The organism is Streptomyces sp. NPDC057280 (assembly GCF_042668605.1).
Lineage (GTDB): Bacteria > Actinomycetota > Actinomycetes > Streptomycetales > Streptomycetaceae > Streptomyces.
On sequence record NZ_JBHUYR010000002.1, the window covers coordinates 858,618 to 872,638 of the forward strand.

Consider the following 14,021-nt stretch of genomic DNA (forward strand, 5'->3'; position numbering starts at 1 on the left):
GGGTGGGGAAAACCCCCGGAAGACCCCTGACGGCACCCCCGCCACGCCCCTGACGTCCGGTTCCCGGGATACGGGTTTGCAGGACAGTGCCCCGGGCAATGTAGGCTGTCGACTCGTCCTGAGCGCGGCTCGGGGTGCGGGTGCGTAGCTCAGGGGTAGAGCGCCTGCCTTACAAGCAGGATGTCGGCGGTTCGAAACCGTCCGCGCCCACCAGCGTCAAGAGGACCCCGGCCGGCATCGGCCGGGGTCCTCTTCGGTTCGTCACTCCGTTTCGTCCCGTACGTGCTTCAGTGTCATCCGCGCGTCCACGCGTTCCCCCGCCGCGACCTCCGCCCAGAAGCGGTGGCCGCTGACGAAGACGGCGAGTTCGTGTTCGCGTTGGCGGAGCTTCTCCACCTCCGCCTGTTCGTCGGCCGTCCAGCCGGGTGAGGCGGGGCGTTCCACCTTGCGCCACCCGGCGGTGTCGCTGAACCCGTCCAGGGGCTCGACCGACCAGGGCAGCCTTTTGAGCAGGGCCGACAGCTCGGCCCTGACCTGATGCAGCTCCTCCTGACCGGCGAGGAGGTCACTCGGAAAGTCATAGGTCGTAGCCACGGCGCAATGCTACGCCTGTTCGATTTAGGGGTGCGAGTTTCTTCGGTGGGTTCGTGTGTTCGAGCCTCGCGCTTCTTCTGTGACGGCTGGGAGATCGGGCAGGACCGAGCGCCGGCTCAGTGACCCGCGGCCCGCAGCTCCGCCACCAGGCGGGTCGCCACCGGGACCGGCACCCCGGAGCGGTCCGCCGCGCGCAGCAGCGCCCCGCCGATCGCGTCGAGTTCCAGGGGGTGGCCCGCCTCGGCGTCGCGCTGCATGGAGGACCGGGTCCGGGGTGGGAACGCGTCGTAGCGGGCGAGGGCCTGGGCCGGGTCCACCGAGGCGCCCGACGCGCGGCTGACCGCGGCCGTCTCCTCGACCAGGGCGGTCAACTCCTCGCGGTGGCGGGTGCGGACCTCGCCCAGCGGGAGCGCGTAGCGCGTGGTGAGCAGGGCGAGCGGGGCGAGGAACGCCATCTTGGCCCACAGCGCCGAGGCCTCGTCCGGCAGGATCCTGGTGGTCGGCCCGGCCGCGTCCAGGGCCGCCGCCAGCGTCTCCAGGCGGTCCCTCGCCACTTTCTCTCCGCTCAGGTCGATCTCCGCGAGCGGGCTGCCGTGGACGATCTCGCCCGGCGCCACCCGGGTCGACTCCGTCCGGATCACCGCCGGGGCCACCGCCTCCTCGCCGTAGCGGGCCCGCAGTGCCGCCGGGTGCTCCACGCCGTTCAGGAACGGTACGAGGAGCGCGTCGCCCAGGGCGGCGGGCGGTACACGCTCCAGTGCCGCGTCGAGCGTGGTGTGCTTGACCGCCACCAGACAGGCGTCGACGGGCGTCCGCAGCTCGGTGTCCGCCTCCACCGCGGCCGTGAAGTCGCCGTACGGGCCGCTGCGGACGTGGATCCCGGAGGTCCGCAGCGCCGCGGTCGTCTCGTCCCCGGCCAGGCAGATCACCCGGTGGCCGTCCCGGGCCAGCAGTCCGGCGAGCAGGCCGCCGATGCCCCCGGGGCCCAGGACGGCCACGGTCAGTTCTCGGTCGTGCGTCATCACACGAATTCCCTTCGTCGGTCGGCCCCTTGAGCGGTGGCCGCCTCGCGACGGATCATCGCAGACGTCACAGCCGTACGGTCTCCCCGGGCTCGGGCAGGTGCAGCCGGTCGGTCAGGCCCGCCTCCGCGAACGCCTTCGTCAGTGTCGGGCCGTCCTGCGTGAAGTGAGCCCAGTGCTCGAAGTGCAGCGGTACGACATGACGGGCGCCCAGGATCACGGCCGCCTCCGCCGCCCGCTCGCTGGTCAGGGTGAGCGGGGCGTCGGGGACGACGGGAGTGCGGGCCGCTCCCGCGAACAGCACCGCCACGTCGAAGGGACCCTCGCGGTCGGCGATCTCACGGACCACGTCCAGGTCGGCGTTGTCACCGCTGGCGTACACCTTCGGCAGCCCCGCCCCGGACAGGACGAAGCCGGTGACCTCGCCGACGAGGGGTTCGGAGCCCTTGGGGCCGTGCAGGGCGGGGACGGCGGTGACGCGGACGCCGCCGACCTCCGTGTGCTCCCAGCTGGGCAGGGCGCGGACAGGGGCGCCGATCCGGTCGTACGCCGAGGCCGTGGACAGGACGACAGGCGCGGACTCGAGGAACGTCCGGCCCGTCGTGTCCAGATTGTCCGGGTGCTGGTCGTGGGAGAGCAGGACGGCGTCCACCGGGGCGAGGTCGGAGGCCCGCACCGCCGGGCCGGTCTTCTTCACCAGCGTGCGCGAGCCGAGGTCGTACTCGCCGGGCGCGTCGAAGGTCGGGTCGGTCAGCAGGCGCACCCCGCCGAGCGTGATCAGAGAGGTCGGGCCGCCGACGTAGAGGATCTCCACAGAGGTCATGTACTGCACAATCCGGCCGATGCCCCGCGCTATTCCGGCGGCCGGGCCACACTTGAGGCATGTGCCGCAGTATCAAGACCCTTCGCCCGCCCGTCCTGCCCGAGGAGGCGACCGAGGACGAGATCCGGGCCGCCGCTCTCCAGTACGTGCGGAAGGTGTCCGGCTTCCGGGCGCCCGCCGCGCACAACCAGGAGGTGTTCGACCGGGCCGTCGACGCGATCGCCGAGGCCACGGCCGAACTGCTGGCCGGCCTGGAAGTCCGGGGAGCGGCCCGCAAAGCCGGGTAGTTACGCGGGCTGGCGGCGCATCACGTACGCCGCCCCGGCGCCCGCGCCGAACAGCGCCAGCACCGACACGCCGGTCGCCAGCCACGTCGTACCCAGCCACTGGGCGCCGTAGTAGCCGAGGGCGACGCTGTACGCCGCCCAGGACAGGCCCGCCAGCGCGGACCAGGGCAGGAACTCGCGGATGCGGCGGTGGGCGGCGCCCGCGACGAAGGAGACGACCGAGCGGCCGGCCGGGGCGAAGCGGGCGAGGACGACCAGCGGGCCGCCGCCGCGGGCGAGGGCCGAGCCGAGACGTTCCTGCGCGGTGGTCAGCCGGCGGGAGCGGGCGATGGCGCGGTCGAGGCGGTCGCCGCCGCGCCAGGCCAGCCGGTACGCCACCAGGTCGCCGAGGACGGACGCGGTGGCGGCGCAGAGGGTGAGCAGCAGGATGTCCGGGACGTCGGCCGGGACCTTGCCCGCGGCGGTGCCCGCGGCCGCGGCGGTGGCGGCCGTGATGACGAGGACGCCACTGGGCAGGACCGGCAGGAACACGTCGAGCAGGACCGACGCGGCCACCAGCGCGTAGATCCATGGGCTGCCGATCAGGGCGCCCACACTCCCGAGACTCTCGAACACCGTCACTCCCGTTTCCCCCGTAACAGCCACACAGCGTACGCGGGGGGTGTGACAGGAGGTTCTCTGGGGGCTCGTGTGTCTGCACGGGTTGTTCACTCCGCTGACACGTTTCGGGAGTGAACAACCCGTGCGGGGGCGCCCTCGTGGAGCGGGTGGGTCAGGCGGCCACGGGTGCCTTGTCCGCGGCCGGTCGTCCGGCGGCGGCCGGCGAGCGCTTCGCCAGCAGCCGGTCGACGCCGAAGGCGCCGGAGCCGGTGAACACGAGCAGCAGGAAGGCCCAGCAGAACATCGCCGAGGCCTCGCCGCCGTTCTCCATCGGCCACAGTGCGCCGGGCTGATGGACCTTGAAGTACGCGTACGCCATGGAGCCCGAGGCGATGAACGCCGCGGCCCGGGTGCCCAGGCCGAGCAGGACGAGCGAGCCGCCGACGAGCTGGATCACGGCCGCGTACCAGCCCGGCCAGGTGCCGGCCTGGACACTGCTCATGCCGAGCACGCCGAAGAGCGAGGCGGCGCCGTGGCAGGTGAAGAGCAGTCCGACGACGATACGGAACAGGCCGAGGACGTACGGCTGGGCGCTGTTGAGGCGTCCGGTCATGTGGGGAGTACTCCTACGGTCGGACCGGCCCGTGGGGAGGACCGGTGGGGGGACAGAACCGTGCGAGCACTCCACGCTAGGCGGGCCCGATCAATGCTTGCAAGTTCAACATTTGGCCACGGATTTGCCCGCGCTGGAGATTCCGTTTCGCTCGTAGTCGCACGTGGAACGGTGTGCGGAGGCTCCCGGGTTGCCATGTTCATGCCCGAAAGTGTGTCCGAATCCACACCCGGGCCGAGCGTCCGGTGCGTCGCTCACGGATCCGTGAGGGTCGACTCCTCCACCGTCTTCAGCACGCCGTTTCCCCGCGCCTGTTCAAGACGCAGCCGTGCCGAGCGCCCCCGCAGGGTCAGCGTCATCAGCTGGTTGCCGAACCAGGGGCCGCCCGTCCGCCGCCAGTCCACCGGCGGGCGCGGGCAGCCGCCGTGACCGGCGAAACGGCGGCCCAGCATCCGGGCCACCGCACTCCACCCGAACCGGAAACCGAGGCGTATGGACAGGGGGATGGAGTTGTGGACGGGGGAGCAGGTCAGCTGGAGCACCCGCGCCTGCGGGCCGTCGCCGGAGCGCCACTCGGGCTCGGCCACGTACGCGTGGTGCACGTCCCCCGAGAGCACCAGCACCGTCGCGGGCGCCCCGGGCCCGGCCCCCGCCTCCGCGATCAGCGCGGCCAGCGCGTCGAAGGACGCCGGGAACGCCGCCCAGTGCTCCAGATCGGCCCGGCGCCGCAGATCCTCCCCGAACCGCGCCCAGCGCGCCCCGCGGTCACCCCGGCACAGCGCCGCGCTCCATGTCTCGGCGTCGTGCACCAGGTGGGGCAGCAGCCAGGGCAGGGAGGTGCCGAGCAGGAGGTGGTCGTACGACTCCCGGTCGGCCAGGGTCTGTTCGCGCAGCCACGCCTCTTCCCCCGGGTCGAGCATCGACCGGTTCTCCTCGTCCAGGACGCGGGCCGCCCGGGTGTCCACCATCAGCAGCCGCACCCGTCCGAAGTCGCGCCGGTAACTCCAGCGCACCGAGGCCGGATCGGCGTCGGCCTTGCAGGCGAAGGCGCGCAACTCGTCGGTGCCGTCCGGGGTTCGGCGGACGGCGGCGTAGAGCGGGTCGGCGGCCAGCTCGTCCGGGGTGAGGTTGCCGAGGTGCTGGTGCACCCAGTACGACATCAGGCCGCTCAGCAGCCGCTCCCGCCACCACGAGGTGGCCCGCATGTCCGCCAGCCAGGCCGCCGAGGTGTTCCAGTCGTCGACGATGTCGTGGTCGTCGAAGACCATGCACGTGGGCAGGGTGGACAGCAGCCAGCGGACCTCCGGGTCGAGCCAGGACTCGTAGTAGAGGTGGGTGTACTCCTCGTAGTCCGCGACCTCGCTGCCGGGCGGGTCGCTCAGGGCGCGGCGGGCGGCGAGCCAGCGGCGGGTGGCCGGGGAGGTCTCGTCGGCGTACACCTGGTCGCCCAACAGCACCAGCACGTCCGGGCGTTCACCCTCCGGGTCGGCGGCGATCCGGGCCGCGAGGGTGTCCAGGGCGTCGGGGCCGACCGGGTCCTTCCCGCCGTCCGGCGGGGCGGCCCAGCGGCAGGAGCCGAAGGTGACGCGGACGGTGTCGCCGTCGCCCGGGGTGCGGATCACCGACGCCGGGAAGGGGGAGTCGGGCAGCGGCCACACCCGGGTGCCGTCCAGGAACACCTCGTACGCCTGCGAGGTCCCCGGCGTCAGGCCGGTCACCGGGATCAGGGCGTAGTGGTGGCCGGCGATCTGGAAGGTGCGGATCTCGCCGTGTGCGCCCCGGTCGCCGCGCACCTCGGCGGTGCACGGACGGCTCGCCTCGACCCACACGGTCGCGGACGAGCCGTCGGCGTACCTGAGCAGCGGTCCCAACCGAAGTTCGGCCACGTGACCCCGCCTTTCTCTGGTCGGGATCACCTCCGGCGCGCCCCTTCGGTTCACCCTCCGACGTCGCCCCGTACGGTACGGAACGACGGGGGAGGTTGGGGAGGGTCCGGATCAGCAGGCGCTCAGGTAGTTGGTGAGCGCGCTCTTCTCGGCGGAGTCGACGGACAGGTCGTAGTAGTACTTCACCTGCACCCAGGCGCGGACGTAGGTGCAGCGGTACGAGGTGACGGACGGCATCCAGGTGGCCGGGTCCTGGTCGCCCTTGGCCTGGTTGACGTTGTCGGTGACCGCGATGAGCTGCGGGCGGGTCAGGTCGTTGGCGAAGGCCTGGCGCTGCGCGGTGGTCCAGGCGCTGGCGCCGGAGTCCCAGGCCTCGGCGAGCGGGACCAGGTGGTCGATGTCGAGGTCGGAGGCGGCGGTCCAGGTGGCCCCGTCGTAGGGGGAGTACCAGCTGCCGCTGGTGGAGGCGCAGGAGGAGTCGGTGACGACGTTGGAGCCGTCGCGCTTGAGGACCGTCTCCCGGGTGTTGCAGCTGCCGGAGATGGTGATCCAGTGCGGGAACAGGTCGCGGCTGTAGCCGGTGCGGTTCTCGGTCGCCACGGTGAGCGAGGCGAGGTAACTGCGGGCGGTGGCGGCGCTGACCGGCGTGGGGAGGGCGGCGGAGGCGGTCGGGCCGTTGAAAAGTCCGACGGAGGCTATGAGACCGGTGAACGCCGCGAGTATGCTCAGCCGTCGACGCGCGTAGAACTTCGGCATGCGAACTCCCTTGAGGGGTGGGGGTGTTGACGCGGGCGGGCGAAGGAATGCTCGTCGCACCGTGTTGCGGGGAGATGTGCGTCGGGTGAGAAGTTAATGACGCGTACATGACACGACAAGGGTTGCGGCGAAACGATCTCGTATGATTGACGGAGTTGAAGGGGAGTAGCTCTTCGCCGGACCGTCGACATACTGCTCAGCTCGTCTGAGCCGGCGCCCGGAGGCGGGTCCCGTGCGGACCTCGCCAGCGAGACCTTCGGCACAGCAGTGCACTGACCGTGTGCTGCCATGCCGAGGTGTCGTTTTTCGCGGTAACACTCTCGGTGGGGCAGCCCCGACCGATTGAGGAACCTTGATCAGCTTCACCGTCACGGCCGTGGTCTTCGGCGTCGTCTTCCTCGCCGAGCTCCCGGACAAGACCGCCCTCGCCGGACTGGTCCTCGGCACCCGCTACCGCGCGTCCTACGTCTTCGCCGGCGTCGCCGCCGCCTTCGCGCTCCATGTCGCGCTCGCCGTCGCGGCGGGCAGCGTGCTGACGCTGCTGCCGCAGCAGATCGTGCACGCGATCACCGGTGTGCTCTTCCTCGGTGGCGCGGCCGTGCTGCTGCGGAAGAAGGATGACGACGACGAGGAGATCCGGCGGCCCGAGAACCAGTCCTTCTGGAAGGTCGCCGGGGCCGGGTTCATGCTCATCCTGGTCGCCGAGTTCGGTGATCTGACGCAGATCATGACGGCGAACCTCGCGGCCCGCTACGACGACCCGCTGTCGGTCGGCCTGGGCGCCGTGCTCGCGCTCTGGGCCGTGGCCGGGCTCGGCATCGTCGGCGGAAAGGCCCTGATGAAGCGGGTGCCGCTGGAGCTCATCACCAAGATCGCGGCCGTGCTGATGCTGGGCCTCGGCGTGTGGAGCCTGTGGGAGGCCGTCAGCGCCTGAGCTGAACGGTGAGTGAACTGTTCCGGGAGGCGGTGGCGGGATCATGGTCTCGTTTTGTACCGTGGAGAAACAAAGTGGCTCCCGCCCGTTTTCCCTGACCGGCGGGCGGGGCCGCCTTGTCCCGCCGGGCGACCCCCGGCGTTCCCCGCGCCCTGGAGCTGCCGATGACGGCCACCGCCGTGCCCACCGTGCTGACCGCCCGCGCCCTCCTGCTGGACATGGACGGCACCCTCGTGAACTCCGACGTCGTCGTCGAGCGCTGCTGGCGGCGCTGGGCCGAGCGGCACGGACTGGACGGCGACGAGGTCATGAAGGTCGTCCACGGGCGGCAGGGATACGCCTCCATGGCCCTGCTGCTGCCCGACCGGCCCATGGCGCAGAACCACGCGGACAACGCCCGCATGCTCGCCGAGGAGACCGCCGACATGGACGGCGTGGTCGCCATCCCCGGCGCGCAGGCCTTCCTCGCCTCGCTGGCCGGGGTGCCGCACGCGCTCGTGACCTCCGCCGACGTCGCCCTGTCCGCCGCGCGCATGGCCGCGGCGGGCCTCGCGCTGCCGGAGGTGCGGATCACCGCCGAGAGCGTGGGCGCGAGCAAGCCCGACCCCGAGGGGTTCCTGAAGGGCGCCGCGGAACTCGGGGTGGACCCCGCGGACTGCATCGTCTTCGAGGACTCCGGTGCGGGCATCACGGCCGGGCGCGCCGCGGGCATGCAGGTGGTGGGGGTCGGGCCGCGCGCCGACTTCCATGAGCCGGATGTGGTGGTGCGGGATCTGACGCAGGTGCGTGTGGAGGCCCGGGGCGACGGGGAGATCCGGGTCTACGTCGGGTGACACGACCCGGTGAACGGGCGCGGGTGCCTTACGGCTCCTTCGTCTCCGACTCCAGCCTCGCCCGCGTCGCCAGGTCGTAGACGCCGTACTCCTGCACCTGGATGCCCCGCGCCCACTGGTAGCGGGTGACCGCGTCCTGGACGGCCTGGTCGTAATGGCCGTTCGGCTTCCTCGTGTAGAGGTTGAGCTGGGTCAGGCGCAGTTCGAGTTCCACGACCTCCTCCCCCTGGGCGCCGCGGCGCAGCACCGGCGGGGCGGTCTCCTCGGAACTGCCGATGCTGTTCTCCGTGCTCGCCGGGGCCGCGGTCGCCGGGGTCGGGGTCGAGGTGCCGGACGCCGACGGGGTGGGTGACGCGCTGGTCCGTGACGGCGACGGGGACGCGGACGGCGACGGGCTCGCGCTCGGGGTCGGGGACGCCGGGGCCGGCCGGGCCGACGCCGCGCTCGCCTCCGGGGACGCGGGTGCCGAGCTGGTCGACGCGTCCGGCACGCTCGCCCGGACCTCCTTCGGCAGCGCGCTGCCGCGCTCCGGGCTGTCGTACGAGAACAGGCCGCTCGCCAGGCCCGCCGCCGCGACCACCGTCACCAGGGCGACGCCGACCGCGCCCAGGACCAGGGTGCGGCGGCCGGGGGAGCGGGGTTCGTCGGGCGCGCCTTCGCCCGCGGGGTCCGGAGGGCTCTCGAAGAGGCTCAGGTCCGTGGTGCTCGGGCGGGGCGGCACGGAGATCGGGTGCAACTGCATCGTTGCGTCGGATGCGGATGCGGATGCGGATGCGGATGCGGATGCGGGTGCGGGGCCGGCTCCGGGTGCGGGGCCGGATCCGGGCGGGGGTGTGGCCGGGGGCGCGGGTGTGGGGGTGGCCGGGTGCGGGGGTGCCGGGGTGGGGGCTTCGGGCTCCCGGCTCTCCGCTGCCAGGTCGACGTACGGCCGTATGCGCAGCGGATCGAAGTCCTCCGCCGCCGCCTGCTCCGCCTCGCGCGCGTCGCGCAGGGCGTCGGACGCCCGCTGGGTGCACCCGCAGGACGGGGTGTTGTCGACCCCTCTGGGTGCCCCGCACTCCGGGCACAAGTGGCCGCTCGTCTCCGCCATGTGTTCGTCCCTCCCCTCGCGAACTCCAGAGATTATGCAGACCCTCTTCACACTCGCGTCCCGCCAACCCCCGGAACAGTGGATTCCAACAGGACTTGAGAGGCCAAAACTGGTCACACCGACCACGATGGAGTCGTCACGAGTCACACAGGAGGTCTTCATGGCCGCGGATGCGCACGCCAGGACGGGAGAGGTGCGGGGCGAGCGGGACGAACACGTGCCCGGGAACGTCCTCGTGTCGATCGGGGCGCTGCTGCTGGGGATGCTGCTCGCCGCGCTGGACCAGACGATCGTGTCGACCGCGCTGCCGACCATCGTCAGCGACCTGGGCGGGCTCGAGCATCTGTCGTGGGTCGTCACGGCGTATCTGCTCGCCTCCACGGCGGCGACCCCGTTGTGGGGCAAACTCGGGGACCAGTACGGGCGCAAGAGGCTGTTCCAGATCGCGATCGTGATCTTCCTGGTGGGGTCCGCGCTGTGCGGGGCCGCGCAGAACATGCCCCAACTCATCGCGTTCCGGGCGGTGCAGGGGCTCGGCGGCGGTGGGCTGATGGTGCTGTCCATGGCGATCGTCGGGGACCTCGTGCCGCCGCGTGAACGCGGGCGCTACCAAGGGCTGTTCGGGGCGGTGTTCGGGGCGACGAGTGTGCTCGGTCCGCTGCTGGGCGGGGTGTTCACCGAGCATCTGAGCTGGCGTTGGGTCTTCTACGTCAACCTGCCGGTCGGGGTCGTGGCGCTCGCCGTCATCGCGACCGTGCTGCGGATTCCGCGCAAGGCGACGCGGCATGTCATCGACTATCTCGGGACGTTGCTCATCGCGTCCGTCGCGACCTGTCTGGTGCTGGTCGCGTCTCTCGGCGGCACGACGTGGGCGTGGGGATCGCCGCAGATCGTGGGGCTGGCCGTGCTCGGGGTGCTGCTGGGAGTGGCGTTCGTGGCGGTGGAGCGGCGGGCCGCGGAGCCTGTGCTGCCGTTGAAGCTGTTCCGGATCCGGACCTTTGTCCTGTCCGCGGTGATCAGCTTCGTCGTCGGGTTCGCGATGTTCGGCGCGATGACCTATCTGCCGACGTTCCTCCAGGTCGTGCAGGGGGTCTCGCCGACCATGTCCGGGGTGCACATGCTGCCGATGGTGTTCGGGCTGCTGCTGTCGTCGACGGTGTCCGGGCAGGTCGTGAGCCGCACCGGGCGGTGGAAGGTGTTCCCGGTCGTCGGAACGGCTGTCACGACGATCGGGCTGCTGTTGCTGCACCAGCTCGACGAAGGCAGTTCCACGTGGGTGATGAGCAGCTGCTTCTTCGTGTTCGGGCTGGGACTCGGGCTCGTCATGCAGGTGCTGGTGCTCATCGTGCAGAACGCCGTGTCGTACGAGGATCTCGGCGTCGCGACGTCCGGGGCGACGTTCTTCCGGTCGATCGGGGCGTCGTTCGGGGTCGCCGTGTTCGGGACGGTGTTCACCAACCGGCTCGGGGACAAGCTGGCCGACGCGTTCGCCGGGGCCGGGGCCGGCGGCGGGGGTGTGTTGCCGGGCGGGGTGACCGTGGACGGGCTGGAGGCCGACCCTCGTGACATCGCGAACCTGCCGGCCGCGTTGCGGCCCGCCGCGCTGCATGCGTACGCGTCTTCCATCACCGACGTGTTCCTGTACGCCGCGCCGGTCGCCCTGCTGGGGTTCGTGCTCGCGTGGTTCCTCAAGGAGGACCGGCTGCGGGCGTCGGTCACCGCGCCCGATGTGACGGAGACGCTGGCCAGCAATCCGGTGGAGCGGTCGTCGTACGACGAGGTGTGCCGGGCGCTGTCGGTGCTCGGGACGCGCGAGGGGCGGCGGGAGATCTACCGGACGATCACCGTCCGGGCCGGGTACGACCTGCTGCCCGGGGCGAGTTGGCTGCTGCTGCGGATCAACAAGTACGGGTCGGTGGAGCCGGCGACCCTCGCCGCGCGGAGTTCCGTGCCGCTGGACGTCGTCATCGCGGCGGCTCGGCAGGTGGAGGAACGGCGGTTGGCGGTGCGGTCCGGGGTGGACCTGGTGCTGACGGCTGAGGGGGTCGCGGTCGCGGAACGGCTCGCGGCGGCTCGGGAGGCTTCGTTGGCGGAGCTGCTGGGGGACTGGTGGGGGGCTGACCGGCCGACCGATCTGGTGCAGCTGGTGGGGGAGTTGAACGCGGAGCTGTGCGGGTCGGATCGGGAGCAGCCGCAGAACGCCGGTGGGGGTCCGCCTTCGCGCTGACGGTCGGGGGTGGGTCGGGGCCGCGCCGGGGGGTGTCCGTCCTCGGAACGGCGCGGAATCGGTCACCTGTAGAGGGCGGCCGTGTTGACGCGCCAACCGCTGCGGGCGGACACCCCCCGACACGTCCCCTTCCCGCCGTGCGCGGGTGCGGCGTCGCTGGGCTACAGGTTCTTCGTGAACCAGTGCTCCGCGTACTTGTCGTCGTTGTGTGGCTCCGTCTCCTCGTAGTCCAGGCGCTCGTACAGCGCCCTTGCCTCTGTGAGGTCGTGGCGGGTGTCAAGGATCATGCGGGTGGCGCCCAGGGCTCGCGCTGTGTCTTCCGCTGCTGCTACGAGGAGGGCTGCGCCGCCCTTGCCGCGTTGCGGCTCCTGGATGAACACCCTTTTCAGTTCCGCCGTTTCCGGGGTCAGGAGGCGTACGCCTGCCGTGCCCGCCGGTTCGCCTTCATAGCGGGCCAGCAGGAGTTGGCCCTTGGGCGGGGTGAGGTCGGACCAGTCCGCCTTGGCGATCTCGCGTTCCAGCTCCTCCGGGGCTGTGCGGCGGTTCTCGTGGAGGAGGTAGTAGCGGTCGCTGACCTCCGTGTAGTACGCGCGCCAGAGGGCTGCTGCGGCGGGGGAGTCGTGGGGTTCCGGTGTGACGGTCCAGGTCATGTCCGTCATTCTCGGGTGGGGGCTGGGGCGGGGCACAAGCGGATATCGGGTGGGCGGCCCGTTTGAGGGGGGTGGTCGGGGCTACTCGTAGCGCATGACTACTGGCGTGATCATCGCTCTGATCGTGATCGTGGCGGCCGTCGTCGTGGTGGCGGTCGTCCTGGCCAGGCGCCGGCCCGGCGGGCAGGACCTGAAGCGGCGCTTCGGGCCCGAGTACGACCGGACCGTCGCCCGGCACGACGGGGACTCCCAGGCCGCCGAGCGCGAGCTGGCCGAGCGGGTGGACAAGCACGGGTCGCTGCGGGAGCGGGACCTGGAGCCCGCCCAGCGGCAGCAGTACGAGGCCCGGTGGGCGGCCGCCCAGGAGCGGTTCGTCGAGTCGCCCCGCGAGGCGGTGAGCGAGGCTGACCGGCTGCTCGCCGAGGTGGCCGGCGCCCGCGGGTTCCCCGACGGGGGGCAGTACGAGGAGCAGCTCGCCGCCCTCTCCGTGCACCACGCGCACCATGTGCACGGCTACCGGCGTGTCCACCGCGTGGCGCACATGCGGACGGAAGACGGCGCGCAGGGCGGCACCGAGGAGATGCGTGAGGCCATGGTCGAGGCCCGGGCCCTGTTCGAGGAGCTCGTCGGCGCCGGTGGGCGCAGGCGCGAGCTCACCGAATCGTCGTCCGGCGACCGGTCCGCGCGCCACAACGGCCACGGCCATCTGCCGTGGGCGTTCAGCCGGCGTCAGGCGAAGGGGAGTTGAGAGGCATGACGGATGCCGTGAGCGGCCCGCAGAAGGGCTATGGGGACGGTTCGCCCCTCGTGGCGGGGCATGAGGGGGAGGGACGCGGCTTCACCAAGGAGCGCGAGAAGGCTCCCCTGGTGGCCAGTCATGAGGCCGCGGGGCGTGAGGCCCACGGCGGGCGGTTGCTGGCCGACGAGCAGAGCGAAAAGCTCGCCGGACAGCTCCAGCACGCCATGACCGGGTTCGTCGACGAGCCCCGGGCCGCCGTCGAGGAGGCCGACCATGTGCTGGAGGAGATCACCTCCCGGTTCACGGAGGCCATGACCCAGCGGCGGCGCACCCTGCGCCAGTCCTGGCAGGGCGCCGACCACGGGGACGGGAAGCACAACGGTTCCGGTGACACCGAGCAGCTGCGGCTCGCCCTGCGTGACTACCGCGAACTCACGGAGCGGCTACTGAAGCTCTGAGTCCGGATTCTTCGCCGCCCGGCGCTCCCGCCACTGGCGTACGACCTCTTCGACGTCGTACGGCTTCATGCCCAGCGGGGGGCCGGGCGGTGGCCTGAACATCATGTCGCGGATCTTGACGTTGACGTCGGTGATCAGTTTGCGGACCGCGCGTTCGGAAGGGGCCGCGTAGGCGGCGGCCAGGGTGTCCTCGGCCTCCTTGCGCAGGGCGAGGGCCGGGGGGAGCGACGACAGGCCCTCGCGGGCCATCTTGCGCTTGATCCACCAGAGTTCGTCGTAGGGCGTGCTCAGTTCCGGGGCCAACGGCTCGCCCGCGCCCGGGAGTCGGTCGAAGTCGCCGCGGCGCTGCGCGTCTCGGATCTGCTTGTCGACCCAGGACTCGAACGGGACGCCGGGTGGCTTTCGCTCGGTCATGAGTCCATTGTGCCGGACGCGATGTGGCCGGGCGATTTATCATGCGGCCGCTGTGCAAGGACACTTGCTCGGGAACGGTTCAGGAACTGCAAAGG

Annotated in this window: 16 protein-coding genes and 1 tRNA gene; 7 read left to right on the forward strand and 10 right to left on the reverse strand. The window is 71.6% G+C overall.

What is annotated here, in order from left to right; translation table 11 throughout:
* The first annotated feature begins 138 nt into the window (after positions 1–138).
* Positions 139–213, forward strand: a tRNA-Val gene (locus ACFUO4_RS14360).
* A 48-nt stretch (positions 214–261) separates the two neighbouring features.
* Here the strand turns inward: ACFUO4_RS14360 and ACFUO4_RS14365 are convergent.
* The 3 genes from ACFUO4_RS14365 to ACFUO4_RS14375 form a co-directional block, all read right to left on the reverse strand.
* The gene (locus ACFUO4_RS14365) at positions 262–594 is read right to left on the reverse strand and encodes a hypothetical protein (RefSeq protein ID WP_383483965.1); all 333 of its coding nucleotides are present in this window, start codon (positions 592–594) and stop codon (positions 262–264) included.
* A 116-nt stretch (positions 595–710) separates the two neighbouring features.
* Positions 711–1,616, reverse strand: coding sequence for a ketopantoate reductase family protein (locus ACFUO4_RS14370; protein WP_383483968.1), 906 nt, complete (start codon positions 1,614–1,616; stop codon positions 711–713).
* 67 nt (positions 1,617–1,683) lie between these two features.
* A complete protein-coding gene (locus ACFUO4_RS14375) occupies positions 1,684–2,439 on the reverse strand; it encodes an MBL fold metallo-hydrolase (protein ID WP_383483971.1) in 756 nt (251 codons plus the stop codon).
* 59 nt (positions 2,440–2,498) lie between these two features.
* On the opposite strand from ACFUO4_RS14375, the gene ACFUO4_RS14380 reads away from it, so the two are divergent.
* Positions 2,499–2,726, forward strand: a complete 228-nt coding sequence (locus ACFUO4_RS14380; protein WP_079312574.1) for a DUF2277 domain-containing protein — start codon at positions 2,499–2,501, stop codon at positions 2,724–2,726.
* On the opposite strand, the gene ACFUO4_RS14385 is transcribed toward ACFUO4_RS14380, so the two are convergent.
* The 4 genes from ACFUO4_RS14385 to ACFUO4_RS14400 form a co-directional block, all read right to left on the reverse strand.
* Positions 2,727–3,341 carry a DedA family protein gene (locus tag ACFUO4_RS14385; protein ID WP_383483974.1) on the reverse strand — a complete coding sequence of 205 codons (615 nt, stop codon included), beginning with the start codon at positions 3,339–3,341 and terminating at the stop codon, positions 2,727–2,729.
* A 157-nt stretch (positions 3,342–3,498) separates the two neighbouring features.
* Positions 3,499–3,939: a DoxX family protein gene (locus ACFUO4_RS14390; RefSeq protein WP_079312576.1), complete on the reverse strand. Its 441-nt coding sequence runs from the start codon at positions 3,937–3,939 to the stop codon at positions 3,499–3,501.
* Between the two features lie 254 nt (positions 3,940–4,193).
* Positions 4,194–5,825 (reverse strand): alkaline phosphatase D family protein, encoded by a 1,632-nt coding sequence (locus ACFUO4_RS14395; protein WP_383483977.1) that lies wholly within the window; start codon positions 5,823–5,825, stop codon positions 4,194–4,196.
* Between the two features lie 111 nt (positions 5,826–5,936).
* On the reverse strand, positions 5,937–6,581 hold the full coding sequence (locus ACFUO4_RS14400) for an HNH endonuclease family protein (RefSeq protein WP_079312578.1): 645 nt from the start codon (positions 6,579–6,581) through the stop codon (positions 5,937–5,939).
* 352 nt (positions 6,582–6,933) lie between these two features.
* Here ACFUO4_RS14400 and ACFUO4_RS14405 point away from each other — a divergent pair, with 352 nt between their 5' ends.
* Entirely contained in the window at positions 6,934–7,515 is a 582-nt protein-coding gene (locus tag ACFUO4_RS14405; protein ID WP_079312580.1) for a TMEM165/GDT1 family protein, read from the forward strand.
* Positions 7,516–7,679: 164 nt separating this feature from the next.
* On the forward strand, positions 7,680–8,348 hold the full coding sequence (locus ACFUO4_RS14410; protein ID WP_079312582.1) for an HAD-IA family hydrolase: 669 nt from the start codon (positions 7,680–7,682) through the stop codon (positions 8,346–8,348).
* A gap of 28 nt (positions 8,349–8,376) precedes the next feature.
* Here ACFUO4_RS14410 and ACFUO4_RS14415 read toward each other — a convergent pair whose 3' ends face one another.
* Positions 8,377–9,438: a peptidoglycan-binding domain-containing protein gene (locus tag ACFUO4_RS14415; RefSeq protein WP_383483982.1), complete on the reverse strand. Its 1,062-nt coding sequence runs from the start codon at positions 9,436–9,438 to the stop codon at positions 8,377–8,379.
* A gap of 160 nt (positions 9,439–9,598) precedes the next feature.
* On the opposite strand from ACFUO4_RS14415, the gene ACFUO4_RS14420 reads away from it, so the two are divergent.
* The gene (locus ACFUO4_RS14420) at positions 9,599–11,665 is read left to right on the forward strand and encodes a DHA2 family efflux MFS transporter permease subunit (RefSeq protein ID WP_383483985.1); all 2,067 of its coding nucleotides are present in this window, start codon (positions 9,599–9,601) and stop codon (positions 11,663–11,665) included.
* 161 nt (positions 11,666–11,826) lie between these two features.
* Here ACFUO4_RS14420 and ACFUO4_RS14425 read toward each other — a convergent pair whose 3' ends face one another.
* Positions 11,827–12,315: a GNAT family N-acetyltransferase gene (locus tag ACFUO4_RS14425; RefSeq protein ID WP_383483988.1), complete on the reverse strand. Its 489-nt coding sequence runs from the start codon at positions 12,313–12,315 to the stop codon at positions 11,827–11,829.
* Between the two features lie 94 nt (positions 12,316–12,409).
* On the opposite strand from ACFUO4_RS14425, the gene ACFUO4_RS14430 reads away from it, so the two are divergent.
* Both ACFUO4_RS14430 and ACFUO4_RS14435 read left to right on the forward strand, forming a co-directional pair.
* Positions 12,410–13,063, forward strand: a complete 654-nt coding sequence (locus ACFUO4_RS14430) for a hypothetical protein (protein ID WP_079312707.1) — start codon at positions 12,410–12,412, stop codon at positions 13,061–13,063.
* 5 nt (positions 13,064–13,068) lie between these two features.
* The gene (locus ACFUO4_RS14435) at positions 13,069–13,512 is read left to right on the forward strand and encodes a hypothetical protein (RefSeq protein WP_383483991.1); all 444 of its coding nucleotides are present in this window, start codon (positions 13,069–13,071) and stop codon (positions 13,510–13,512) included.
* Here the strand turns inward: ACFUO4_RS14435 and ACFUO4_RS14440 are convergent.
* On the reverse strand, positions 13,498–13,926 hold the full coding sequence (locus tag ACFUO4_RS14440) for a DUF1992 domain-containing protein (RefSeq protein ID WP_079312703.1): 429 nt from the start codon (positions 13,924–13,926) through the stop codon (positions 13,498–13,500). The two genes, ACFUO4_RS14435 and ACFUO4_RS14440, sit on opposite strands and share 15 nt — an antisense overlap.
* Positions 13,927–14,021 lie beyond the last annotated feature (95 nt).

Excerpts from the sequence above, each read along its gene's own strand:
- ACFUO4_RS14370 (WP_383483968.1), bottom strand. The coding sequence starts at position 1,616 with ATGACGCACGACCGAGAACTGACCGTGGCCGTCCTGGGCCCCGGGGGC.
- ACFUO4_RS14375 (WP_383483971.1), bottom strand. The coding sequence starts at position 2,439 with ATGACCTCTGTGGAGATCCTCTACGTCGGCGGCCCGACCTCTCTGATC.
- ACFUO4_RS14380 (WP_079312574.1), top strand. The coding sequence starts at position 2,499 with ATGTGCCGCAGTATCAAGACCCTTCGCCCGCCCGTCCTGCCCGAGGAG.
- ACFUO4_RS14390 (WP_079312576.1), bottom strand. The coding sequence starts at position 3,939 with ATGACCGGACGCCTCAACAGCGCCCAGCCGTACGTCCTCGGCCTGTTC.
- ACFUO4_RS14400 (WP_079312578.1), bottom strand. The coding sequence starts at position 6,581 with ATGCCGAAGTTCTACGCGCGTCGACGGCTGAGCATACTCGCGGCGTTC.
- ACFUO4_RS14410 (WP_079312582.1), top strand. The coding sequence starts at position 7,680 with ATGACGGCCACCGCCGTGCCCACCGTGCTGACCGCCCGCGCCCTCCTG.
- ACFUO4_RS14415 (WP_383483982.1), bottom strand. The coding sequence starts at position 9,438 with ATGGCGGAGACGAGCGGCCACTTGTGCCCGGAGTGCGGGGCACCCAGA.
- ACFUO4_RS14420 (WP_383483985.1), top strand. The coding sequence starts at position 9,599 with ATGGCCGCGGATGCGCACGCCAGGACGGGAGAGGTGCGGGGCGAGCGG.
- ACFUO4_RS14425 (WP_383483988.1), bottom strand. The coding sequence starts at position 12,315 with ATGACCTGGACCGTCACACCGGAACCCCACGACTCCCCCGCCGCAGCA.
- ACFUO4_RS14430 (WP_079312707.1), top strand. The coding sequence starts at position 12,410 with ATGACTACTGGCGTGATCATCGCTCTGATCGTGATCGTGGCGGCCGTC.
- ACFUO4_RS14435 (WP_383483991.1), top strand. The coding sequence starts at position 13,069 with ATGACGGATGCCGTGAGCGGCCCGCAGAAGGGCTATGGGGACGGTTCG.
- ACFUO4_RS14440 (WP_079312703.1), bottom strand. The coding sequence starts at position 13,926 with ATGACCGAGCGAAAGCCACCCGGCGTCCCGTTCGAGTCCTGGGTCGAC.